Source organism: Pseudomonas sp. sp1636, assembly GCF_030376615.1.
In the GTDB taxonomy this organism is placed as follows: Bacteria; Pseudomonadota; Gammaproteobacteria; order Pseudomonadales; family Pseudomonadaceae; genus Aquipseudomonas.
The window spans coordinates 58,347-81,649 of sequence record NZ_JARRAB010000019.1 but is presented as its reverse complement, the minus strand read 5'-3'; the positions used below and the strand labels follow the sequence as shown (position 1 = coordinate 81,649).

The 23,303-nt window shown below is 65.3% G+C and carries 17 protein-coding genes and 1 pseudogene; 8 read left to right on the top strand and 10 right to left on the bottom strand.

Annotated features, from left to right (window positions below; genetic code table 11):
- The 8 genes from P8H27_RS17475 to folE2 all read right to left on the bottom strand — a co-directional run bounded on the left by P8H27_RS17475 (position 1) and on the right by folE2 (position 7,106).
- Complete coding sequence (locus P8H27_RS17475; RefSeq protein ID WP_289638934.1) at positions 1–738, bottom strand: 3'-5' exonuclease; 738 nt, start codon at positions 736–738, stop codon at positions 1–3.
- Positions 735–2,642 (bottom strand): DUF294 nucleotidyltransferase-like domain-containing protein, encoded by a 1,908-nt coding sequence (locus P8H27_RS17470; protein WP_289638933.1) that lies wholly within the window; start codon positions 2,640–2,642, stop codon positions 735–737. The genes P8H27_RS17475 and P8H27_RS17470 overlap by 4 nt, the downstream gene beginning before the upstream one ends.
- A gap of 207 nt (positions 2,643–2,849) precedes the next feature.
- Positions 2,850–3,845, bottom strand: a complete 996-nt coding sequence (locus P8H27_RS17465) for a DUF6976 family protein (RefSeq protein WP_289638932.1) — start codon at positions 3,843–3,845, stop codon at positions 2,850–2,852.
- The gene (locus P8H27_RS17460; RefSeq protein ID WP_289638931.1) at positions 3,842–4,567 is read right to left on the bottom strand and encodes a hypothetical protein; all 726 of its coding nucleotides are present in this window, start codon (positions 4,565–4,567) and stop codon (positions 3,842–3,844) included. Before P8H27_RS17460 ends, P8H27_RS17465 begins: the two co-directional genes overlap by 4 nt.
- 139 nt (positions 4,568–4,706) lie before the next feature.
- Entirely contained in the window at positions 4,707–5,111 is a 405-nt protein-coding gene (locus P8H27_RS17455; RefSeq protein ID WP_289638930.1) for a ribonucleotide reductase subunit alpha, read from the bottom strand.
- A 150-nt stretch (positions 5,112–5,261) separates the two neighbouring features.
- Positions 5,262–5,498: a hypothetical protein gene (locus P8H27_RS17450; RefSeq protein ID WP_289638929.1), complete on the bottom strand. Its 237-nt coding sequence runs from the start codon at positions 5,496–5,498 to the stop codon at positions 5,262–5,264.
- A 23-nt stretch (positions 5,499–5,521) separates the two neighbouring features.
- A complete protein-coding gene (locus P8H27_RS17445) occupies positions 5,522–6,016 on the bottom strand; it encodes a GNAT family N-acetyltransferase (protein ID WP_289638928.1) in 495 nt (164 codons plus the stop codon).
- Between the two features lie 193 nt (positions 6,017–6,209).
- Positions 6,210–7,106, bottom strand: a complete 897-nt coding sequence (gene folE2 / locus P8H27_RS17440; RefSeq protein ID WP_289638927.1) for a GTP cyclohydrolase FolE2 — start codon at positions 7,104–7,106, stop codon at positions 6,210–6,212.
- A 210-nt stretch (positions 7,107–7,316) separates the two neighbouring features.
- Between folE2 and zigA the strand changes: the two genes are divergently transcribed.
- Positions 7,317–8,528, top strand: a complete 1,212-nt coding sequence (gene zigA / locus P8H27_RS17435) for a zinc metallochaperone GTPase ZigA (protein WP_289638926.1) — start codon at positions 7,317–7,319, stop codon at positions 8,526–8,528.
- Positions 8,529–8,581: 53 nt separating this feature from the next.
- Here zigA and P8H27_RS17430 read toward each other — a convergent pair whose 3' ends face one another.
- Together P8H27_RS17430 and P8H27_RS17425 are read right to left on the bottom strand one after the other, a co-directional pair.
- Positions 8,582–8,935, bottom strand: a complete 354-nt coding sequence (locus P8H27_RS17430; RefSeq protein ID WP_289638925.1) for an NADH:ubiquinone oxidoreductase — start codon at positions 8,933–8,935, stop codon at positions 8,582–8,584.
- A gap of 144 nt (positions 8,936–9,079) precedes the next feature.
- Positions 9,080–9,379, bottom strand: a pseudogene (locus P8H27_RS17425) (IS21 family transposase); the annotation flags it as partial.
- A 293-nt stretch (positions 9,380–9,672) separates the two neighbouring features.
- On the opposite strand from P8H27_RS17425, the gene P8H27_RS17420 reads away from it, so the two are divergent.
- Genes P8H27_RS17420 through P8H27_RS17390 form a run of 7 tightly spaced genes read left to right on the top strand, consistent with a single transcriptional unit; the run spans position 9,673 to position 23,299 of the window.
- Positions 9,673–10,845 (top strand): isochorismate synthase MenF, encoded by a 1,173-nt coding sequence (locus P8H27_RS17420; protein WP_289638924.1) that lies wholly within the window; start codon positions 9,673–9,675, stop codon positions 10,843–10,845.
- Positions 10,842–12,482 carry a (2,3-dihydroxybenzoyl)adenylate synthase gene (locus P8H27_RS17415; RefSeq protein ID WP_289638923.1) on the top strand — a complete coding sequence of 547 codons (1,641 nt, stop codon included), beginning with the start codon at positions 10,842–10,844 and terminating at the stop codon, positions 12,480–12,482. The genes P8H27_RS17420 and P8H27_RS17415 overlap by 4 nt, the downstream gene beginning before the upstream one ends.
- Positions 12,483–12,495: 13 nt before the next feature.
- Complete coding sequence (locus P8H27_RS17410) at positions 12,496–13,368, top strand: isochorismatase family protein (protein ID WP_289638922.1); 873 nt, start codon at positions 12,496–12,498, stop codon at positions 13,366–13,368.
- Positions 13,365–16,481: an amino acid adenylation domain-containing protein gene (locus P8H27_RS17405; protein WP_289638921.1), complete on the top strand. Its 3,117-nt coding sequence runs from the start codon at positions 13,365–13,367 to the stop codon at positions 16,479–16,481. The genes P8H27_RS17410 and P8H27_RS17405 overlap by 4 nt, the downstream gene beginning before the upstream one ends.
- A gap of 5 nt (positions 16,482–16,486) precedes the next feature.
- Complete coding sequence (dhbA, locus tag P8H27_RS17400; protein WP_374761369.1) at positions 16,487–17,251, top strand: 2,3-dihydro-2,3-dihydroxybenzoate dehydrogenase; 765 nt, start codon at positions 16,487–16,489, stop codon at positions 17,249–17,251.
- A gap of 10 nt (positions 17,252–17,261) precedes the next feature.
- The gene (locus P8H27_RS17395) at positions 17,262–21,824 is read left to right on the top strand and encodes a non-ribosomal peptide synthetase (RefSeq protein ID WP_289638919.1); all 4,563 of its coding nucleotides are present in this window, start codon (positions 17,262–17,264) and stop codon (positions 21,822–21,824) included.
- A complete protein-coding gene (locus P8H27_RS17390) occupies positions 21,821–23,299 on the top strand; it encodes an amino acid adenylation domain-containing protein (RefSeq protein WP_289638917.1) in 1,479 nt (492 codons plus the stop codon). The genes P8H27_RS17395 and P8H27_RS17390 overlap by 4 nt, the downstream gene beginning before the upstream one ends.
- Positions 23,300–23,303 lie beyond the last annotated feature (4 nt).

Below are 23,303 nucleotides of genomic sequence, written 5' to 3'. Positions count from 1 at the left end.
TCAGCTCCATAACTCGCCTACCGGTGTATTCGCCGAGTAGTGGCTGGCCACCTGCGCTTGCAACAGCTCGGCGGTGGCCAGGGCGTCGGTCAGGGCGTGGTGGGCCTGGTACAGCGGCAGGCCGTAGCGCAGGCGGCTGTCGGCCAGGCGGATGGAGGTCGGCTGGCGGCCGCGCAGGCGGTCGAGCCAGCCCGGCTGGCGCTGGCTGCGGTGCAATCGGGCCTCCAGCTCCATGGTGTCGATCACCGGGAAGTGCAGCGCTTCGCCCAGGTGCTGGCGTACCGCCTGGTCGAGAAAGCCGCGTTCGAGCGTGCGGTAATGCACCACCAGCACCTTGCCGGCCATGGCCGTCAGCAGTTCGCCGAGAATAGTCGTCAGTCTGGGTGCGTCGCGGATGTCGCTGTGGGTGATGTGGTGGAAGGTGACCGACTCGCTGCTCAGCTCGGAAACCGGCTTGACCACCCAGTACAGTGCCTGGCCGCAGCGGATGCGCATCAGGTTGAAGGGCACCAGGCCGAGGCTGACGATCGAGTGGCGGGTGCAATCCAGGCCGGTGGTTTCCACGTCCAGCGCCATCAGCGGCACCTGTTCCAGCGGGGTGTCGGCGGCCACCGCGCCGGCCCGGTAGAAGGCGGCCAGACGGGGATCCTGAGCCGTTTGCGCGAGCTGGGTGAAGATCTTTTGCCAATCTGCAGGCGCTGTGCGGGCGGCTTTCGGGCGGGCACCGAAGCGCTTCATTGGGCTCCGCCCGTCGGGTAGCGGAAGCGCAGGAATTTCTGCGCATTGCTGAGCACCTGGAAGGCTTCCTTGAGGTTGTAGCGTTCGCTGGCGGAGACCTTTTCCGGCTCGATGTAGTTGTCCGGCTCGCGGCCGGCCTCGAGATCCATGGCCTGATGGCGGATGCGCACGATGGAGAGGAATTCCAGGGCGTAGCGCAGCTTGGCGATGGCTTCCGGGGGCATCAGCTTGGTGGCGGCGATGGCGTCCAGCCGCTCATTGGAGTTCTGCGCCTTGGAGCCGCAGGCCAGGGCATGCACGCGGATCAGGTCGGTGAGCGGCGCGGTGCCGCGACCCTTGAGGTTGATGATGTTGTTTTGCTCGCCATCTTTCTCCATCACGAAGGTGCGGAAGAAGCCCAGCGGTGGGGTGCGGTTGAGGGCGTTACGCGCCAGGCCGGCGAGGAACTGCGGGTTGCGGCTGGCTTTTTCCGCGAGCAGATCCTTGAGGCTCTCGACCAGCTCGGTTTCGCCATAGACGCTGTCGAGGTCGAAGAAGATGCAGCTGTTGAGCAAGGTCTGCGGATTGGGGCGCTCGATCCACTGGTTGAAGTAGCCCTTCCACACCCGCAACGGTTGGCGCCACTGGGGGTTGCTGGCCATGATTCCGCCCTTGCAGTAGCTGTAGCCGCAGGCCGCCAGGCCGTCGCTGACGAAGGTCGCCAGTTTGAGGAAATACTCGTCGTGCACCCGCGGGTCGAAACGGTTATCGAGAACCAGGGCGTTGTCCTGGTCGGTGACCAGCAGTTGCTCGTCGCGGGCCATGGAGCCCAGCGCCATGAAACAGTAGGGCACCGGCGGCGGGCCGAACTGCTGCTCGGCCAGCTCCAGCAGGCGTTGGGTGAAGCCGCGGCCGATGCCTGCGATGGCGCTGCCGACCATATGCGCGCTGGCCTCGTCGTTGACCATGCGCAGAAAGGTGGCGCGCAGATCCGGCAGCAGTGCCTTGAGCTCGGCCACCGACTGTTTGTTGAAGATGCTGTTGACCAGGTACAGGCTGCTTTGCGATTCGTACTTGATGATGTCTGCCAGGTTGATCACCCCCACCGGGCGGCGCCGGTACACCACTGGCAGGTGGTGGATGTTGTGGCGCAGCATGCACAGCATGGCCTCGAACACCGAGGCATCGGCCTGCAGGGTGATCGGGTTGGGCGACATCACCTGGCTGACCGGGGTGCCCGCGGCCAGCCCCTCGGCCACCACCCGGGTGCGCAGGTCGCGGTCGGTAACGATGCCGACCATCAGCGGGCCTGGTTGCTCGGCCACCGCCACGCGGGTGGGATCGGGCCGGCTGGCGTGCGGGTCGACGATCACCAGGGAGGACACGCCCTGCTCGGTCATCACCCGTGCGGCTTGTTGCACCGAGGTGTCCAGGGGCACGCTGACCGCTTGCCGGGAGATCAGCCGGCGCACCTTGATCTTCATCAGTTCGCTGGCCTTGCCCTGGCTCTCCACCGCCGACTTCAGGCGCGACTGGCCCTCGGCCTCGACGTAGTCGGCGAAGAAGTCATGGGCCTCGCAGAGTTGCTCGAACAGGCTGCCGGGTATGAAATAGATCAGGCTGTCTTCGATGGCCCGTGCCGGCAGACGCACCTTGTGCCCGCGCAGCAGGCCGAACTGGCCGAAGATGTCGCCCTCGGTCAGGCGATTGTAGAGGGCGCCGGTGCGCCGGTAGATTTCCACCGCGCCGCTGCGCACATAGTGCAGGTCGTGGATCTCCGCGCCGAAGCTGAGGATGTCGCTGCCGGCCTTGAAGTAGGCGACCTCCACTTGGCGGGCGATTTCGTCGAGGGTGTCCTCGGGCAGCCCATCGAAGGGCGGAAAGCGCTGCAGGTGGTCGCGTATTTCGATCAGCTCGATCTGCATGCGGGCCTCTTGAGGGTGAGGGCGGTCGCGCGACGACCGTGTCTGTGCCGGTTCAGGCTTGCGCTGAGCATGGCTGCCGGCGGGTCGCACCGTTGGGGCGGCTGCCCGGCATTGGCCCAACGATAACGCGTCTTGAATCGGAATTGCCGATTCTTTTGCCGCAGAGCGTTCCGGCCTGGGCCGCCTGTTGGACAGAGGGCGCGCTGTTCAGTCCTGTTCGAGGGTCAGGTAGACCGCGGTCTGGTTGAGCAGTTGGTAGGCGACTTCGCCGAAGGTGATGGGGCCGATGAGGCGCGCCGTGTGATGCCCCTGCAACTGCGCATACAGGTAGTTGAGGATACAGTTGCAGCCGAACAGGATAGGCCCGCCGTCGCGGGGCATGGCCTGCAGAAAGCGTCTGCTATAGTCCTCGACCGCCGCGGCGAAACGGTACTGCACCCCGGCGAAGACCGGCGCGTAGAAGGACACCAGGCCCGGCTCGCGATCCAGCGACTGGATGCTGACATTGACCATGGCCCCGCAGTAGTCGGCGACCAATGGCAGGCGGGTGTCGATGGCGCGCTCGCGGATCAGCTCCCGCAAGCTGCCGCGCACCCCATCGATCAGGCAGTCGCGGGCGGCAAAGCCGGTCTCGTCGAAGCTTAGCGTCGGCCCAGGGCCAGGCTGGAACAGGTTCACCGTATGCACCAGCGCCGCCTGGTCGGACGGCAGGGCGATGTGCAGGACGATGGCCCGATCCGCGTAGCGTTGGCCGCTGCGCCCGTCGATCACCTGGGCCTGGGCGCTGCCCAGCTGATCCAGGTGCACCCCCGCCACCCAGCCGGCGATCGGCTTGAGGTACATCTCGGGATAATTGGGCGCCTCGCGTGCATAGTCCTCGAGCACGGCACTGCCGGCCGGCAAGATCACGATGCTGAAACCATTTTCCGGGGCGTCTTCGAGTATGTGCGGCAGGCTGTCCCGGTCATAGCCGACGATGTCCCCGGTTTGCTGGCCAAACGGCTGCACGAACACCTGGTCGAGCCGACAAGTGCCCCCCTCGGCCGCCATGAAGTAGGGGGTGGTGCCGCCGATCCAGTTGCCTTTGGGCAGCGCTGTCAGGCATTCGAGATGGCCGGCGATGGCCAGGGTTTCGCCGCGCTCGATCAAGGCGCTGGCCTGGCGCAGGTTCAGCAGTGCGCTTGTCGTTGTAGCGTTGTTCATGGCTGGTCGCCTTGCTTGTTGTGCTGTGGGTCGCTGGCCAGCTGGGCGATCTCGTGCTGCAGATGCTTTTCGTGCTTGATAAAGAAGCGCCGTAGCTCATTGATCCGGAGGATCCGCAGATCCGCGTCATGGGCTTTGGCAAAGTCCTGGCGGGCGCGGGTCAGGAGCAATTTGAGACTCAACAAGCGGATCTCGAACGGGCCATCCGTCGCCAGCAACCGCAGCCAGACCCCGTCGTCGCAGGGGGGGATGCGGCTGTCGGCCTGCCCCGCCGGATTATCCAGTTGCAGCCCCGCGCGCAGATCCGGGCCTGCCGCGGCCAGCTGGCCGGATTCGATCGCGTGCTTGATCTGCCAGGCCAGGTGAATATCGATATCCAGCAAGGCGCAGACCTGGCGATAGCGCAGGCCATCCTGCAGGCACTGGATCACCCGCCTGGCCAGGCCGTGGGTGAAGTCGCTGGCGCTTTTGCCGAGGAACGACTGTGGCGCCTGGCCGTCACCTTGCTCCGGCAGGTTGGCATGGATATAGGTCTTGTAAACGCCGATATTGGTGTGCCGCCAGCGGGAGCGGGGCTGGTCGGGGAGGTAGCGGCCGAACCAGGTCTTGCCGGTGCTCAGGTAGGCATGCACCTCACGGCTGTGCGTGTCCACCCGCACCCGGCTGACGTCCCAGGGTTCGTTCACATCCAGCAGCCAGCGGCACAATTCTGCGTCTTTCACCCGAACCTCCCTGTTGTTGTCGTAAACAGTTCAGGGACGTTCACATGGGCGCGCGCGGGGAGCCAGGCAACCTTGGCACTAAGTCGTTGCTACTTGATGGTTGCGACTTGCGCAGTAGTACGGTTGCGCCGACAGGCGGTTAGTAAAAACTCACCGCATGCCCTTCGCGGTCGAAGGCGATGAAGTTGCCGATGCTGCCGGCCTCGATGGCCCCGACCATCATCTTCAGCGGCTGTTCGGCTTCGTCGCTGCTCGGCACCACGCCGGCGCGCCCGGCCAGGCCGGCGGCGAACACCAGATCCCAGGCCACGCCGGTACGGCTCGACTCGGCCAGCAACCCGGCAAAATCCACCAGCTCGTCCGGCAGCTTGTCGACGCAGAGCACCGGCTTGAGCGAGCCGCCCTGGTTCTCGGCATGCCGCTGGCGCTCCTCTTCGGTGGCATCTTCCGGCAACTCGGCAGAAACGAACACCAAGAGCAAACGTTGCGGTTCCGGCTGAGCCTTGGAGGCGGCGAGCAGGTCGGCGAATTCGGCAATATCCATGACAGTCCATCCGTACGGAAAAATGAGCGATACAGTAAACCACACTGCCACGCGCGGCCGGCTCTTGGCCATATCTCTTAAGGTATAGGCGGGAGCGGTCAGGGATGGGGAAGGGCGCGCGCCGTCGTTCGCGGCAATCGCAGCGGCCTGTCAGGGCTTGCTGCTTTCCCTCAGCTTCGCCAACAAGGCTTCGCTCTTGAGCAACTGCTCTTGTTCGCTGAGTTGCGGGTTTTCCAGCACGCTGTCGATTTGCTCGAGCAACTCGCTTTGCTGGCGGACACGCCGATCCAGCTGTTTGAGTTTGCGGTTCTGCTGCCAGTTCCAGTACGCCAAAGCCGCTACTGCCAGCAGTACGAGCGCCATCGCGAGCATGCTCAGATTTGTCATGGGTACTCCAGGGTGGCTGTGGCTCAGTGTTCAGGGCGGCGCAACGGCTTGCGCATGGCTAAGCGCGGCAAAGTAACAGCACCGCGCACCACGGTCTGTGCCTGTTCCACAGAAAATCCCTGCCGTTCGAAGAATGGCCGCACCGTCAGGCTGGCCTCGGTAAAGATCGAGCTGATACCTGCTGCCTTTAGTCTGCCCTCGGCCTCCAGGTACAGCGCCGTCGCCACACCCTGGCGGGCATGCTGCGGCGAACTGAACAGCAGGTCGATATGGCCGTTGGCGGTAAAACCGATAAAGCCGGCGAGCCGCCCCCGGTGCTCCGCAACCCTGACCTGCAAATCCGCCAGGCGCGCTTGCCAGGCCTGCCGGTCGGCTTCCTCCGGCGCCCAGGCCTGGCGTTGCGCCGCGTCATACTGAGCTGCACTCAGGCGGTGCACTGCGGCCTTGAATAGCGCGACTACGGCGTCCAGGTCACTCGGCCGGTAGTCACGCAAGCGGATCGCGGAAGCGCTGGGCATTCTTGAGCCTCTGCACGGGGGCAAGGCGCATTTTCAATGACGACCGCTCGAGAACTCAAGCGCGCTCAGCTAGGCGGCGCGCCCATAAGCGCGGAACGAGGCATCTCCGATTGGTCGCTACAAGCTGTGCGCTTGAGCGCGCAGCCGACGGTTGCCAGGCTCTTGAGCGGGGGTTGAACAGGCTGGCGGCGGATCATGCCGGGCTCCAGTTCCAGCGGCTTTGCGCCACCGCATCATGGGCGTGCAGGCTTTCCGCATGCACCACGCGCAGCTTGAAGCCGCTCAGCCCGGGTTGCAGCAGCAGGGCACTGTGCAGGCGGCGGGCGGCGTCTTCGCAGAACATCAGGTTCTGCCCGTTGGCCAGGGCGAAGGCTTGTTCGTCGGCACGTTTGACCGCGGTCTGCACGGCGGTGCCCAGGGCCTGCTCGGCGCGATCGATCAGCTCGACCAGCGGCAGTTCGCGGGTCGACGAATCCAGGCGCACCCGCAGGGTCGCGCTGCTGCGCTGGCTGTGCGGCGTGGCGAGAATGCCCTGGGTCGAGCCGAGCCAGGCCAGCACCTGCTGATGGTTGAGTGGCTGGTGGGCGAAGTTCTCGACGAAACGCTGCTGGATCAGCTGGCGGGCCAGCGCGGCAGAGCAGGGGCAGGTCGAGGCATAGGTGATTTTTACCTGCAGTTCCACGTGGAACCCCCAGGGATCCTGGCGGGCACGCACCTCGAAGGGGTAGGCCTTCCAGCCGGCCAGCGGGCTGATCAGCGCCGGGCGGCTGAGTAGCGCCGCGCCACGCAGATGGAGATAGGCGCGTTTCGCCAGCCCCTGATGGCTGGCCAGGAATTCGCCAAGAACCTGCTGCAACAACCCGGGGCTGAGGGTTTCGCCCTCCAGCACCTGCAGCGCCAGGTACAGGCGCGACATATGAATGCCGCGAGCGCCGGCGTCATCGAGGCTGACGCCGGCATCGGCGCGGGCATCGATGCGTTGTTCGGCCAACAACAGCGGCAGGGCGATTTCGCCCATGCCGACCCAGTCCAGGGTGTGCTCGTGGCGGCTGGTTTGGGCGGCAATATCCGGCAAGGTCAGGGCGGTCATCAGAAATCCGACGCTGGGCAATTGAATTAAGTGTTATGTTATAACAAGTAAATTATAAAGCCAGTGAATCCTCAGCCATGACTTCGCCCTCAAGCGCCTGCTGCACAGGCTCGCCGCCAGCCTGTGCAGCGCAGCCAAGGAGCGCCAGAAACTGCATGACAAAAAACCGCATGGCCGTGATCACGCAGACCAATGATGGAGCCCCCAAACATGCCTAATCGCCTACCCGTCACCCTGTTGTCCGGTTTCCTCGGCGCCGGCAAGAGCACCCTGCTCAACGCCATTCTGAAAAACCGCCAAGGCCTCAAGGTCGCGGTGATCGTCAACGATATGAGCGAGATCAATATCGATGGCAGCGAAGTGCAGCGCGATGTCAGCCTCAATCGTGCCGAAGAGAAGCTCATCGAGATGAGCAACGGCTGCATCTGCTGCACCCTGCGCGAAGACCTGTTGGAAGAAGTCGGACGGCTGGCCCGCGATGGCCGCTACGATTACCTGTTGATCGAGTCCACCGGCATCGCCGAGCCGCTGCCGGTGGCGGAAACCTTCACCTTTCGCGACGAACAGGGCCAGAGCCTGGCCGATCTGGCACGCCTCGACACCCTGGTGACGGTGGTCGACGGGGTCAATTTCCTGCGTGATTTCCACGCGGCCGAAAGCCTGAGTAGCGCTGACGAAACCCTCGGCGAGGACGACCAACGCTCGATCAGCGACCTGCTGATCGAGCAGGTGGAGTTCGCCGACGTGCTGCTGCTGAGCAAGACCGACCTGATCAGCGCGCATCGGCGTGACGAACTGATCGCCATCCTGCGCGGCCTCAATACCCATGCCGAGATCCTGCCCATGGCCATGGGCGCGGTGCCGTTGGCCAAGCTCCTCAACACCGGGCGCTTCGACTTTGCGCGTGCCGCGCAAGCGCCCGGTTGGCTCAAGACGCTGCGCGGCGAACATGTGCCGGAAACCGAGGAATACGGCATCGCCGCCAGCGCCTACCGCGCCCGTCGGCCGCTGCATCCCGCGCGCTTCTTCCATTTCATCAACCGCGAGTGGACGAATGGCCGCCTGCTGCGTTCCAAGGGCTTCTTCTGGCTGGCCAGCAAGTACCAGGAAGCCGGCAGCTGGTCCCAGGCTGGCGGCTTGCTGCGCCATGGCTCTGCCGGGCGCTGGTGGCGCTTCGTGCCGAAAAGCCAGTGGCCGAGCGACGATCAAGGCTTGCAGGCAATCATGCAGGACTGGGACAAGCAGAGCGGCGACTGTCGTCAGGAGCTGGTGTTTATCGGCCAGAATATCGATTTCGCCCGGCTGACCGCCGAGCTGGACGCCTGCCTGCTGGATGATGCGGAAATGGCGCTGGGCGTCGACGCCTGGTTGAGGTTCGCCGATCCATTCGGCCCCTGGGTCGAGGAGCTCGTCACCGAGTAAGGACGTCCTCGACAGGCGTGCGGCGGCCTGTTGCTTGCGTCCTGAGCGGCTGGCTAGCGCGCCATCCACACGCCTTTGTTCTGCCGTTCGCAAAACGGCTTGAGGTAGGCGGCGTCGCTGGCCACGCCGTAATAGTGAATGTCCTGCTGGTAGGGCGTGCCGCCGACCCTGGCGTTGCGGCAGACGCCGTAGGCGCCGATGGGGCATTGCTCGACGAAGGCGACTTCGACCTTCTGCCCTTTCAGTTGCGGTTGGCAGAAACCGCTGCGAAACAGGTTCGGCGGGATGCTGCGATTCTGCTGGCAGACTTTGACGTCCAGGCGCTCGGCCTGGCTGTGGATCACGCAAGCCTCGCCCCAGGCCAGGCCGGACAGGGCGCAGAGTGCCAGCAATGCTAAACGACGCATCGAATAAGCTCCGAATGGGTATGCCGGCGACTCTAGCACGCGGCTTTTTCTGCGTCAGCGCAGTGGTTGCGCAATTGCATTCACTTGACCACCGGTTTGCATTCACAGCTGACCAGCTGCTTGCAGTTGATGGGGGAGTGCGTCCGCCAGGCGGTATTCCTGCCAGAGCAGCGCCAGGGTCACGCCGAGACGACGCGGCTCTGCATGCCCCCACCCCCAGTCGGACAGTGGCCGCTGCTCGCCGGGCACCACGGGGGGCGGTGGAAACAGCTAGCGCTGCAGTTCTGCATCGGATAACGCAGTGGGCCAGGTGAGGCCGCTGGCGGCAAAGCGACAGAGATAATCACCGGCACTGCGGTGGTCGATGTCCAGGCCGCGGGCGACCTTGCGGGCGGACAAGCCGCAGTCGAACCTGAGGCGCAGCATCTCTCGGACGTTACGCATGGATAAACGCTTCACGACGACCTCTTTGTTTCGAGAGAGAGGCCGAGGGTGGTGAATAAGGCCTGCGCGGCTGCCTGCCTGGGAAGTGTCCGGATGGCCATGGAATGAGCGTCCGGAGTCAGCGTGGAATCCGCAAACTGCACGCCGACAGCACGCCAAGAATCCAAGTGAGGTACCGCATAGCGCACTCTAGAGCCTTAGAAATAAATTGACTCAACTTCGCCGAGTGGTTAGTTTTGCCTCCTTTATGTAAATGCTAATTGTTCGCATTAGCGTTGAATGTGGAGGTTGGAGTGAATGCATTGACGCGTGTCGCTCGTGGGGGCTCCCCTTGGAACGATAGCGATGCACCCACCTATCGGTTCTATTCCCCCGAAGGCGGGGTTGAGGCCAGCGGTTGTTTCAAGGCCATCGAGACACCGGCGGGTGAGGAGGGCCACGGGGTCGAACGGGCGGTCGAGGCCGCCTTTGCCGAGGCCAAGGCGGCGGGCTTGAGTCAGCCGCTGGTGGTCGGGGTGATCCCCTTCGACAAGCAGCAACCCTCCAGTTTGTTCGTGCCGCGCCATGCTTCGCGCCTGCTGCCGGTCGCGCCGCCGACCAGGGTCTGTGGATTCCCCTGCGGCAAAGCCCGCCACTGCACCGAACAGCCGAATCGGGCCGGTTTCCAGCAGGCCGTGGGTCGGGCAGTTGAAGTGCTGCGTGGCGGCCAGGTAAGCAAGGTGGTGCTGTCGCGGCTGTTGCAGCTGGAGTTCGACAGCGCGCCCTGCGCCGCCACGGTGTTCCAGGGGCTGCGCCAGCAGAATCCCGAGGCCTACCACTTCTCCATGGATCTGCCGGCGGGCGGCGTGCTGATCGGCGCCAGTCCCGAGCTGTTGCTGCGTCAGCAGGGCCGTCACTTCACCTCCAACCCCCTGGCCGGTTCGGCCAAGCGCCTGCCTGATCCGGCTGCCGATGCGTTGGTGGCGCAGGCGCTGCTGCAATCGAGCAAGGATCTGCACGAGCACCGTCTGGTGATCGAGGAGCTGGATCGCCAGCTGCGGCCGTTGTGTCGCCGCCTGAACGTGGCCGCTGCGCCTTCGCTGCTGAAGACCGCGCGGCTCTGGCACCTGTCGACGCAGATCGCCGGCGAGCTGGCCACTCCGGCCTCGGCGTTGAGCCTGGCCTGTCGCCTGCACCCGACGCCGGCGCTGTGTGGCTTTCCGACCGCAGCGGCCAAGCAATTGATCGCCGAACTGGAGCCGTTCGACCGTGGCGTATTTGGCGGCATCGTCGGTTGGAGTGATGCCGATGGCAACGGCGAATGGGCGGTGGCGATCCGCTGCGGCATCGTCGAGCACACCCGGGTCAGCCTGTTTGCCGGGGCGGGGCTGGTCACGGCATCTTGCCCGGAGTCGGAGTGGTTGGAGACCGGTAACAAGCTCGGCACTATGCTCTCGGCCTTCGGCCTGGAACGGGAGGCGCTATGAGTTTGGTGCCATTTACGCCCTGGCCCGTCGCGTTTGCCGAGCGTTATCGCCAGGCCGGCTACTGGCGCGGTGAGCCGCTGACGCAACTGCTTGAAGCCCAGGTACAGGCGCACCCGGAAGCGATTGCGCTGATTTGCGGCGAGCGGCAGCTGAGCTATGCCCAGCTGGATGTGCAAGCCACATACCTGGCCCGGCGCTTGGCCAATCTGGGCTTCGCGCCGGGAGATCGCGCCCTGGTGCAGTTGGCCAATAAGGCTGAGTTCTATGTCGTGTTCTTTGCCTTGCTCAAGGTTGGTATCGCTCCGGTCAACGCCTTGTTTAGCCATAGCCGTCTGGAGCTGTTGGCCTATGCCGGGCAGGTGCGGCCCCGCTTATTTATCGGCAGTCGCCAGCATCCGCTGTTCGTCGACGAGGACTTTGTCGGCGAATTACAGGGCGCCATTGCCGAACTCGACACCCTGCTGTTCGATGGCGATTCCGACCCTGTGCGCTCGTTGCGTGCCTGGTTTGAGCCGGTAGCCGCACAGTGTGCCTATGCGCCGACGCCGGCCGATCAGGTGGCGTTCTTCCAGCTTTCCGGCGGCAGCACCGGCACGCCGAAGCTGATTCCGCGCACCCATGACGACTACGCCTACAGCGTGCGACGCAGTGTTGAGCTCTGTGGCTTCGACCGCGACACGCGTTACCTCTGCGCGTTGCCGGCGGCGCACAACTTCGCCCTGAGCTCGCCCGGTGCGCTGGGGGTTTTCCATGCCGGCGGCTGCGTGGTGCTGGCCGCCGATCCGGGGGCCGCAACCTGCTTCCCGTTGGTCGCCCGCCACCGGGTAACTGTCGCCGCTTTGGTGCCGCCGGCCCTGTCGCTGTGGTTGCAGGCCGCTGCCGGGCAAGCGAGCGAACTGGCCAGCCTGCGGTTGTTGCAGGTCGGTGGCGCGCGCTTGCCCGAAGCGCAGGCGCGGCGCATCGGCAGTGAGCTTGGCTGCCGTTTGCAACAGGTGTTCGGCATGGCCGAAGGCTTGGTCAATTACACCCGTCTCGATGATGACGAGGCGCATGTCTTCGCCACCCAGGGTTGCCCGATGAGCCCGGCGGATGAGGTGCGCGTGCTCGGCCGTGACGACCAGCCGGTGGCGCTTGGCGAGGTCGGCGCGCTGCTGACCCGTGGCCCCTACACCATTCGCGGTTACTTCCAGAGCCCGGCACACAACGCCCAGGCCTTCGATGCCGAGGGTTTTTACCGCTCCGGCGATCTGGTGCGGCTGCGCGCCGATGGCTACCTGGAGGTGGTCGGGCGGATCAAGGATCAGATCAATCGCGGCGGCGAAAAGATCGCCGCCGAAGAGATCGAAAACCTGCTGATGGCCCATCCGGCGATCACCCACGCGGCGCTGGTGGCCATGCCCGACACGGCCTTGGGCGAGAAGAGCTGCGCCTTCGTGGTCAGCCGTGACCCGGCGCTCAAGAGCATCGCCCTGCGCAAGTTTCTGCGCGGCCTGGGGCTGGCCGATTACAAGCTGCCCGACCGTTTCGAACAGCTCGACCAACTGCCCATGACCGCTGTCGGCAAGGTCGACAAAAAACGTTTGCGCCAACGTATCGCCGCGCACCTTACCCCTACCGAATCAGCCCCTATCGCATAAGGACTTTATTTTCATGGCTATCCCGGCTCTGCAGCCCTACCAAACCCCCAGCGAATGGACGCCGAACAAGGTCAAGTGGGCGCTTGATCCAGCCCGTGCGGTGCTGTTGATTCACGACATGCAGGCGTATTTCGCCGACTTCTGGGAGGCCGACAGCGCCTTTGTCGGCGCCCTGGTCGAGCGCCTCGCAGCGGTACGCGCGCAGTGCAAAGCGCTGGGCATTCCGGTGGTGTATACCGCTCAGCCGGGCGTGCAAAGCGACGCCGAGCGGGCGCTGCTCAACGATATGTGGGGGCCGGGCATCACCCAACATCCTGAGCGCCAGGCGATCATCGCCGGCCTGGCCCCGGAACCTGACGACACGGTGCTGGTGAAGTGGCGCTACAGCGCCTTTCAGCGCTCGCCGCTGGAACACATGATGGCCGAGCTGGGCCGCGATCAGCTGATCATCGGCGGCATCTACGCCCATATCGGCTGTCTGATGACGGCCTGCGACGCCTTTATGCGCGACGTCCAGCCGTTTCTGTTGGCCGATGGCGTGGCCGACTTCAATCAGGCCGACCACCAGATGGCACTGAATTACGTGGCGACCCGCTGCGGCCAGGTGGTGCGCTGCGCTGAGGTACTCGGTTTGGATCGTGTCGCCGCACCGGCATTGACCCGCGCCGCCTTGCAGGCGCGGTTGTTGAGCCTGTTGGATGAACTGGACGAGCCCTTCGACCCCGATGAGAACCTGCTCGACTACGGCCTGGATTCGATTCAGGTAATGGCGCTGCTCAGCGAGTGGCGCGCGCAAGGTCTGGAGCTGAGTTTCACCGACCTGGCCAAGACGCCGACCCTGAACGGCTGGTGGAGCCTGATCGAACAACAGGGCGGTGCCGCATGAGGGCGCTGGGTGTCGCCCAGCTGGGCCTGTGGCACGGCTATGTGCTGAATGAAGACCGCGCCATGTTCAACACCGCCGAATGCATCGCCTTCGCCGGCAAGATCCAGCCCGCGCTGCTGATCGCCGCACTGTGCCAAGCGGTGAGCGAGTGCGAAGCGTTGTCCGGGCACTTTGTGGTGGATGGCGAACAGGTGTTGTTCAACCCTGTCGAGTTGCCGCTAAGCGTGGCGCAGTTGCACATTCCAACTGGGGTGGACGCCCAGGCTTGGGTGCAGCAATGGGGCATGACGGATATTCGCCAGGCGTTCGACCTGGAGCGCGAGCGGCCGTGCCGCTTCACCCTGTTGCAGGGCGAGCAGGTGGATTTTCTCTACGGCTGCATTCACCACATCGCTCTCGATGGCTATGGCAGCAACCTGCTGTATCAGCGCGTCGCCGATCTGTACGGCGCGGCGCTGCGCGGTGAGCCGGCGGCGCCCTGTGCGTTTGGCGATTACGCCGCCGTGCTGGTTGAAGAGGCCGAACGCGAAAGTCAGGGCCGTACGGCCACGGCGCAAGCTTACTGGCGCGAACAGCTCGGCGCGCTGCCCGAGGCGGTCAGTTTTAGCGAGCGGGTTGCGCCAATTTCGGCAACCTTCCTCCGCCATTCCGCGGTGTTGCCGTCGGGCTTATGGCAAGCGCTGAATCAATTGGCCGAGGCCAATAAAATCGGCTGGCCCGATCTGCTGCTGGCCGCGCTGTCGGCGCAGCTGCGTCAGGTCAGCGGCAGCGCCGCTCAGGTGCTCGGTCTGATGGTGATGAACCGCATGGGTTCGGCCTCCTTCAACGTGCCGTGCATGCAAATGAACATCGCGCCGTTGTGCCTCGATCTGAGCGATCACAGCAATCTGATCGAGGCCGCGCAGAGCATCGGCAAGCTGCGCCGCAGCAGCCGCAAGCATCAGCACTACCGCTACGAATCGCTGCGCCGCGACCTCGGTCGGGTCGGCGGCGAGCAGCGCTTGTTCGGCCCGCTGATCAACATCATGCCGTTCGACCGCCCGCAGATGTTTGGCGATTGCCCGGCGCGCCCCCTGAGCTTGAGCGCCGGCCCGGTGGAAGATCTGACCCTGGAAGTGCACCTGGGCGCAGGCGGTGTGCCGTTGCTGGATTACGACGCCAACCCGGCGTGCTACAGCGCCGCGCAAGTACAGGCGTTACAGGAGGAATTATTCAGCCTGCTGGCCGCCTGGTTGCAAGCCCCGCAACAGCCGCGCGATCAGCTGCTCAGCGCTTGGAGTGGGCAGTACCGCGCGCAGCATTTACTCAGTGCGCCGGCCAGTGAGCAGGCGGCCATGGCCGAGGTGAGCAGTGTGCTGCTGGCCATTCGCGCCCAGGCCGAACGCCAGCCGCAGCACTTGGCGCTGTGCCAGGGCGAGCGGAAAGTGAGCTACGGCGAGTTGCAGGCGCAGGCCGAAACCATTGCCGCCGCCTTGAGCGAGCGTGGCGTACAACCGGGCGAGCGGGTTGGGGTGATGCTCGGCCGCAGCCCCGAGGCGATTGTCGCGCAACTCGGCGTACTGCTGGCCGGCGCGGTGTATGTGCCGCTCGACCCTGAGCAGCCTGGCGAGCGCCAGCGCCTGATCTGCGCCACGGCGCAGCTGGCGCTGGTGGTCACCGAGGCGGCGTTCCGCTATCGCCTGGCCGACAGCTACAGCGGCCCGATTGAGCTGGCCGGCGTGCTGCACAGCGCCAAGCGTCTCTGCGCGCCGCGCCAAGGCGAGGCGGCGGCCTACCTGATGTTCACCTCCGGCTCCAGCGGTACGCCCAAGGGTGTGGAAATCAGCCACCGCGCGCTGGATCACTTTATCCAGGCCGCACGTTGGCGCTATGGCGTGGACGGCACGGATCGCCTGCTGCAGTTCGCCCCGTTCAACTTCGACGCCAGCATCGAAGAGGTGTTCGTCAGCCTCAGCGCCGGCGCAACTTTGGTGCTGCGTACCGATGCCTTGCTGGAGTCGATCAGCGCTTTTGTCGATGGGCTGGAGCAGCTTGCAATCACTGTGCTCGACCTGCCGACCGCGTTCTGGAACGAGTGGGTGGTGGCCCTGCGCGCCGGCCTGGTGCGGGTGCCGGGTGGGCTGAAAAGCGTGATCATCGGCGGCGAGGCGGTCTATCCCGAACAGCTGCTGGCCTGGCAGGCTGCGGCGCCGGCGCATGTCCGTCTGATCAACACCTACGGCCCGACCGAAACCACGGTGGTGGCGAGCACCTGCGACCTGCAAGGCGTTGCGCCTGACCGCGCGAGTTTGCCGATTGGTCGGCCGTTGGCCGCCGTCACGGCGCTGGTGCTGGGCCGTGGTGGGCGCCCGGCAGAAGAGGGCGAGCTGGTGCTGTGCGGCGCGCAATTGGCCAATGGTTATCTGGCCAACGGATCTCAGGCCAGTAGCTCGCAAGCTTTTGCCCGCTTGCTGATCGGCACGCAACCGACCGCGGTCTACCGCACTGGTGATCGAGTGCGGGTGGAGCACGGCCAGTTGGTCTACCTCGGTCGGCTGGATAACGAATTCAAAATCAGCGGTTACCGCATTCAGCCCGGTGAGGTCGAATCGCGTCTGTTGGCCTTGAATGGTGTCGACGAAGCCTGCGTGCAGGGCCTGGAATTGGGCGGCGGCTTGCGCCGGTTGGTGGCCTTTATCAGCGGCCCGCGTGATGACCTGCGCGGCATTCGCCAAGAACTAACCAAATTGCTGCCGGCGGCCATGGTGCCGACCGATTACCGCCATTACCCGGCGCTGCCGCGTACCGCCAGCAACAAGCTCGACCGCAAGCGCTTGCAGGCGCAGTACCTGCAAGGCACGAGTGAGCAGGCGCTGGACGATGAGACGCAGCAACGGGTGCGCAGCATCTGGCAGCAGATCCTCGGCGTCGGCGCGATTCAGGCCGGCGACAACTTCTTCGAGTTGGGTGGGCAGTCGCTGCAGACCATCCAGATCGTCAACCGCCTGGCCAGTGAGTTCGGCACGGCGGTGAAGGTCTCCGATGTCTTCGACCATCCCCGTCTGGCGGACTTCTGCCACTTCCTCGACAGCCGCGTGCTGCAGCGCGAAGCGCAGGTGGAACAGGTCTGGTAAGGAGCATGCAGATGAACAGACAAATAGATTTCAGCGGCCAGACCATCTGGGTCACCGGGGCCGGTCAGGGCATTGGTCGCAGCGTGGCCGAGGGCTTTGCCCAGTTGGGCGGGCAGGTGATTGGCTTCGACCTGAGCTTCCCCGAGCAGGATTACAGCTTTACCCGCTATGTGCTGGATATCGGCGATGCCCAAGGGGTGCAACAGGCCTGTCATGAACTACTCGGTGCCCATGGGGTGATCGATGTATTGGCCAGCGTGGCCGGCGTGTTGCGTCTGGCGCCCATCGAGGCGCTGGCACTGGAAGACTGGGACGCTTGCCTGCGGGTGAATGTCTCCGGGCCGTTCTACCTGTTGCGCCAGTTGCTGCCGCGCTTCAAGGCCTGGCGGCGCGGCACGGTGGTGGCGGTGAGCAGTAACGCGGCGCATGTGCCGCGCATGCAGATGGCCGCTTACAGCGCATCCAAGGCGGCCTTGAGCAGCCTGATCCGCACCGCCGGCCTGGAGTTGGCGACCTATGGCGTGCGCTGCAATCTGGTCTCGCCGGGCTCCACCGATACGCCGATGCAGCGCGGCATGTGGCACAGCGCCGATGCGCCGGCGCGCACCATCGCCGGCTTTCCCGAGCAGTTCAAATTGGGCATCCCGCTGCAGAAGATCGCCACCCCGGAAGAGGTCGCCAGCGTCGTGCTGTTCCTGGCCTCCAACCTGGCCAGCCACATCACCCTGCAAGACATCGTGGTCGACGGCGGCGCCAGCCTGACCGACTAAGAGGACGTTAATGGACACTAATATCATCGGCCTGCTTAACCAGTTGGCCCGCCAGGGCGTGCAGCTGAATCTGAATGCCCAGGGCCAGCTGGTTTCCCAGTCGAGCAAGGATGCGATCACCCCAGAGTTGGGCCAACTGATCCGCGCGAACCGCGACGCCATCGTTACTTGTCTGGCCGCCGCCAACGCCTTTGCCGCACCTATCCAGCCGCAGCACGCCGAGAGCGGGCCGCTGTCGTCGTCGCAGAGCGGTCTGTGGTTTATCGAGCAGTACGAGGAAAGCTCGCACCTGTACAACATGCCGGTGTACTTCCGCCTGAGCGGCGAGCTGGATGTGGCGGCGCTGGAGTTCGCCTTCGATGCGCTGGCGCAGCGCCACGCCAGCCTGCGCACGCGCTTTGTGCGCAATGCCCAGGGCCGTGGCGAACAGCAGATTCTGCCGCACCGGCCGTGGCCGCTGGCGGTTGAGGATTTATCCGCACTCGAGTCGCAGGCCCGCGAGGCGCGGGTGGCGCAACGGGTGCGCGAGGAGATCAACCGGCCCTTCGATCTCACCACTGGCGAACTGACCCGCGTGCACCTGCTGCGCCTCGGCGCACGGGAGCATGTGCTGCTGATTACCCAGCACCACATCATCTCCGACGGTTGGTCGGTGAAGAATATGTTTGCCGATCTCAAGACCGCGTTTCTGGCCTTCCAGAATCGTCAGCCATTGAACTGGCAAGCCCCGGCGCTGAACTACATCGACTACGCCAGCTGGTTCAATTCGCCGCTGTTTCGCGACTACCACGCGCAGTTCAAACCCTTCTGGGTCGAGCGCCTGCGCGGCATCGCCGATGTGCACAGCCTGCCATTGGACAAACCGCGCCCGGCCCATCAGGCCAGCGGCGGCGAGCTGGTGTTCTCGACCATCGACAACGGCCTGTGGGCGCGCTTCAAGCAGCTGTGCCAGCAGCACAACACCTCGCCCTTTATCGGCCTGCATGCGCTGTTCGCCCTGCTGCTGGCGCGCCACAGCGGCGAGCGCGACATCGTCATCGGCACGCCGCTGGCGTACCGCGAGCGTGCGGATATCGAAGGGCTGGTGGGCTTCTTCGTCAACACCCTGGTGCTGCGCACCCAGCTGCCCGAACAACAGCCTTTTACCGAGTACCTGCAAGCCTGCCGCAAGGACGACCTGGAAGCCTTCGATCACCAGTTGTACCGCTTCGAAGCGCTCAGCGAGGCGCTCGGCATGGATCGCCACACGGCGATCAACCCGATCTTCCAGATCATGTTGGTGTATCAGGCGCGGGTCGACTTCAACGATCTGATCCCCGGCTGCCAGGCGGTCGAGGAAACCTCGCCGGTGTTGCCGGCCAAGACCGATATCTCGGTCAAGGTCACCGAGCTGATGGACTCGGTGCGGGTCGACTGGCTGTACGCCACGGCGTTGTTCGAGCACGCCACGCTCGAGCGTTATGCCGAGCGTCTGTTGCTGCTGCTGGAAGCGGTGGTCGAACAGCCGCAGATGGATATCTGGGCGCTGCCGCTGCTCGACCAACCGCTGTTACAGCAAACCGCCGCGCGCCTGGCTGCGTTGCCCCGCGAGTATCCCAACCGGCGCACGGCGCTGGGTTTGTTCGAGGACAGGGCGCGGCTGCATCCGCAGCGTCCGGCGCTGGGTTTTGACGAGCAGGCGATGAGTTATGCCGAGCTGGATGCGCGGGCCAACCGCCTGGCGCATTGGCTGCTCAGTCAAGGTTGCGGCCCGGGGGCGCTGCTGGGCGTACTGGCGCGGCGGGAGAATGCTTTCGCGGTGGCGATCCTGGCCATCTGGAAAATCAATGCCGCCTACGTGCCGCTGGATCCGGCCTACCCGCGTGAGCGCTTGCAGCACATTCTTAACGATGCCGGTATCGAACTGATCGTCGGCCAGGACGAGCCGCCTTTCGCGCTGAGTGCCGGCGTGCGCTGGCTCGATCTGCAGGATGCCAGCCTGCAGGCGCAGCTGGACGGCATGCCGCCGACCCCGCCGGCGCTCGGCCACGACCCGCAGCAGCTCGCCCAGGTGATCTACACCTCCGGTTCCAGCGGTTTGCCCAAGGGCGTGATGGTCGAGCAGGGCAGCCTGGTCAACCTGCTGCAAGACCATGCCGCGCGCCTGCAACTGGGCCCCGAGGCGCGCATGTTCAACTGCATGTCGCTGTCCTTCGATGCCGGCAATATGTGTGCGCTGCTGCCACTGACCCAGGGCGCGAGCCTGGTCTGGGGCGAGCCTGACGAGGACCTGCTGGCGCAGATTGAGCGCAGTGCCAGCAGCCATATGATTTTCCCCACCGCCTTGCTCGCCGCCTTGCCGGACTCTGCGCTGCCGACTGTGCAGGCGATTGGCTTCGGCGGTGAGGCCTGCCCGGCTGGTTTGCTCGAACGCTGGGCCGGGCGGCTGCGCTTGATCAATATGTACGGGCCGACCGAGGCCACGGTGACCGCGTTGTGCAAGCACCTGCAACCCGGCAGCAGCCCGAGCATAGGTACGCCCATCGACGGCATGCAGGCGCTGATTCTCGACGAGTTGGGCAACCTCTGCCCGGTCGGCGTGCCGGGCGAACTGTGCCTGGCGGGTCTGGGGCTGGCGCGCGGTTATCTGAACCAGCCCGAGCGCACGGCGACGGTGTTCCGCGAACACAGAGTGGCTGGTGTGAGTCTACGCCTGTACCACAGCGGCGACCGCGCACGGCTGTTGGCCAATGGCGACTATGAATACCTCGGTCGCCTCGACGGGCAGATCAAACTGCGCGGTTACCGCATCGAACCGGGGGAGATCGAAGCCCAGCTGAGCCTCAGTTGCCCGGCGTTGCATCAGGTCAAGGTGCTGGTGCTGCGTGAGGGTCGGCGCCAGGCGCTGGTCGCCTACGCGGTGCTCAAGCCGGGTGCAGAGCAACCGCTGGTGGATGCGCTGTTGCATGAGGTGGCGCAGCGTCTGCCGGAATACATGGTGCCCAGCAGCCTGCTGCTGCTCGAGCAGATGCCGCTGACGCCAAACGGCAAGCTCGACCTGCGCCAGCTGCCGAAGATCGACTTGGCCATCAGCGGCGAGCACAGGCCGCCGGCCACGGCACTGGAGGCCGAGGTGCTGGCTATCTGGCAGGACGTGCTGAGCCAGCCGCTGGGGGTGCAGAGCGACTTCTTCCAGCTCGGCGGCGATTCGATCCTGAGTATCCAGCTGACCACGCGCCTGCGCGATGCCGGCTATCCCTGCTCGGTCAAGGAGGTGTTCGAGGCCAAGACCGTGCGCCGCCTGTGCCGGGTACTGAACGGTAAACGCGAGGAGGTCGCGGTACAGGCCGAGCAAGGCGTACTGACCGGCGAGTTGCCCTTGCAGCCGATTCAGCGCTGGTTCTTCGAGCAGCCGTTAGCGACCCCGCAACACTGGAACCAGGGCGTGCTGCTGCGCCTGCCCGAAGACCTTGAGCCGATGCAGTTGCGTGGATATCTGCAGCGGTTGCTGCAGCACCACGATGCCCTGCGTCTGGCGGTGACGCCGAACGGCCAGCGTTACCTGGAGAATCTGCCGCTGGCGGCACCGGCAATCCTCGATTACGCCGAACTGGGCGAAGCCGGTCTGCAGGCGGCGCTGACCGAGCTGCAAAGCCACTTCGAACCGATGCTGGGGCGCACGCTCTGCTGGGGGCTGGTGGAGAACCTGGCGCAGGGTCGTGGGCTGTTTATCGCCTGTCATCACTTGGTGGTCGATGCGGTGTCCTGGCGCATCCTTGCCGCCGATCTGGCGCGCCTACACCGTGGCGAGGCGCTGCCGGCCAAGACCAGTAGCTACCGGCAATGGGGCCAGGGTTTGCTCGCCTATGTGCTGCAAGCTGGCGAACAGCTGCGCTTCTGGCGCGAGCGCATGGCTGGCATGGACTACCGCATTGCGCCTGACTGGATCAGCGCCGAGCCGACCCGGGTGCATTTGCTTGAGCTGGAGCCGGAACTCACCCGGCAACTCAGCCAGAATGCCACCCAGGTATTTGCCTGCGAGATGCGCAGCCTGCTGCTGGCCGCGTTGACCCGCACCTTGAGCGAGATGGGCCTGGGCCAGCGCCAGTGGATTCTGCTGGAAGGCCATGGCCGCGAGGCGCTTGACCCGAGCCTGGACGTCAGCCGCACCCTCGGCTGGTTCACCAGCATGTACCCGCTGGTGCTGGATAATCAGGCCGACTGGGCGCAATTGCTTGGCCAGTGTGACGAGCGCTTGCGTGAGGTGCCGGATAAAGGCGTCGGCTATATGCCGCTGCGTGCCAGCCTGCCGGAACCCAACCCCTTGCCGCTGCCGCCGGTGGCGTTGAACTACCTGGGCAGCGCACGCAGCGGCCAGGGCGACTGGCAGCCGTTGCCCATCGCCCCGGGCCGGCCGAGTGCGGCGGACAACCGCTCGGCGGAGCTGATCAGCCTGCACGGCGGGATCTTCGATGGCCGTCTGACCCTGCGCCAGATCGGTTGCTTGCGCGGCGACCTCAGCGAGCAGTTGCTGCAACGCCTGCGTCAGCAGCTGACCGAGCTGGCCCGACTGGCCGTGGCGGTGCCGGCATGAGCGCCATGCAGCAGAATCTCGACGTGCCGCGGCTAAGCCCGCACTTGGCCCAGGTATTTGCCGAGCAGGCGCATGCGCCGGCGTTGGGCTGGGCGGGCCAGCGCTACAGCTACGCACGGCTGGCGGCGCGCACGACGGCGATTGCCGCGCAACTGGCCGTGCAGGGCGTACCGGTGGGGGCGCGGGTGGGCCTGTATTTGCAACGCTCGGCCGACCTGCTGGCGGCGACGCTGGCCTGTCTGCATAACGGCCTGTGCTTCGTGCCGCTGGATCCGCAGTTCCCCCTCGAGCGCTTGCAAGGCATAGCCGAAGACGCCGAACTGACGCTGGTGCTGCAAGATGCTGACGGCCAGGCCCGCTTCGCGGTGCCGAGCCTGCACTTGCAGGCGGGAGAGGGCGGCGAGTTGAGCTGGCCAGTGCTGGACGAACAGCTGCCGGCCTACATGATGTTCACCTCGGGCTCCACCGGGCGGCCCAAGGGCGTGGTGATCAGCCGCCGCGCCCTGGCCAATTTTCTCAGCGCCGCCAGCCGTCGGCTGCAGCTGGGCAGCGCCACCCGCTGGCTGTTTATCACCACCCCGGCCTTCGATATCTCCCTGCTGGAAATGCTCGGCCCGCTGTGGGCCGGCGGTGCGCTGGAGGTGGTCGGCAGCCCGGCGTACAAAGACCCGGACGCGCTGCTCGCACTGTTGGCGGCGCTGCCCGAGATCAACTGCCTGCAAGCCACCCCGGCGTTTTGGCGCATGCTGCTCAAGGCCGGCTGGCCAGGACGGCCCGGCTTGACCGCGCTGTGCGGCGGTGAGGCGTTGGATGCGCCCTTGGCCGAACGCCTGGCGCCGCTGGTGGGCCAGCTGTGGAATTGCTACGGCCCCACCGAGGCCACCGTCTGGTCGCTGATGGCCCGGGTGCAGTTGCCGTTGGGCGAGCAGGGCGTGCTGCTACGCCAGTCCCTCGACGGCTATCGCCACTGGGTGCTGGACGAGGCCGGCGAGGCGTTGGCGATGGGCGGCGAAGGCGAGCTGTGTATCGAAGGGCCGTCGCTGGCCAGCGGCTATTGGGCGCGCGCCGACCTGACTGCGCAGAGCTTTATTGCCTGGCAAGGCCGCCAACTGTATCGCACCGGCGACCGCGTGCAGCGGGTCGGCGAAGATGCTTATCGCTACCTGGGCCGGCGCGATGAGCAGATCAAACTGCGCGGCTTTCGTATCGAGCTAGGCGAGATCGAAGTCAGTCTGCGCCGTATCGATGGCGTGCAGGACGCCGCAGCCCGGCTGCACGGCAGCGGCGATGAAGCCTGCCTGGTGGCGTATGTGGAACTGTGCGAGGGCGGCGGCCTGGGCCGCATGAGCATCCGCCGGGCGCTGCAACAGCGGCTGCCGCACTACATGATTCCGGGGCGCATTGTCTTGCTCGACAGCCTGCCGAAGACCGCCAGCGGCAAGCTGGATCGCAAGCGCCTGCCGGCTCCAGAGTGACTGG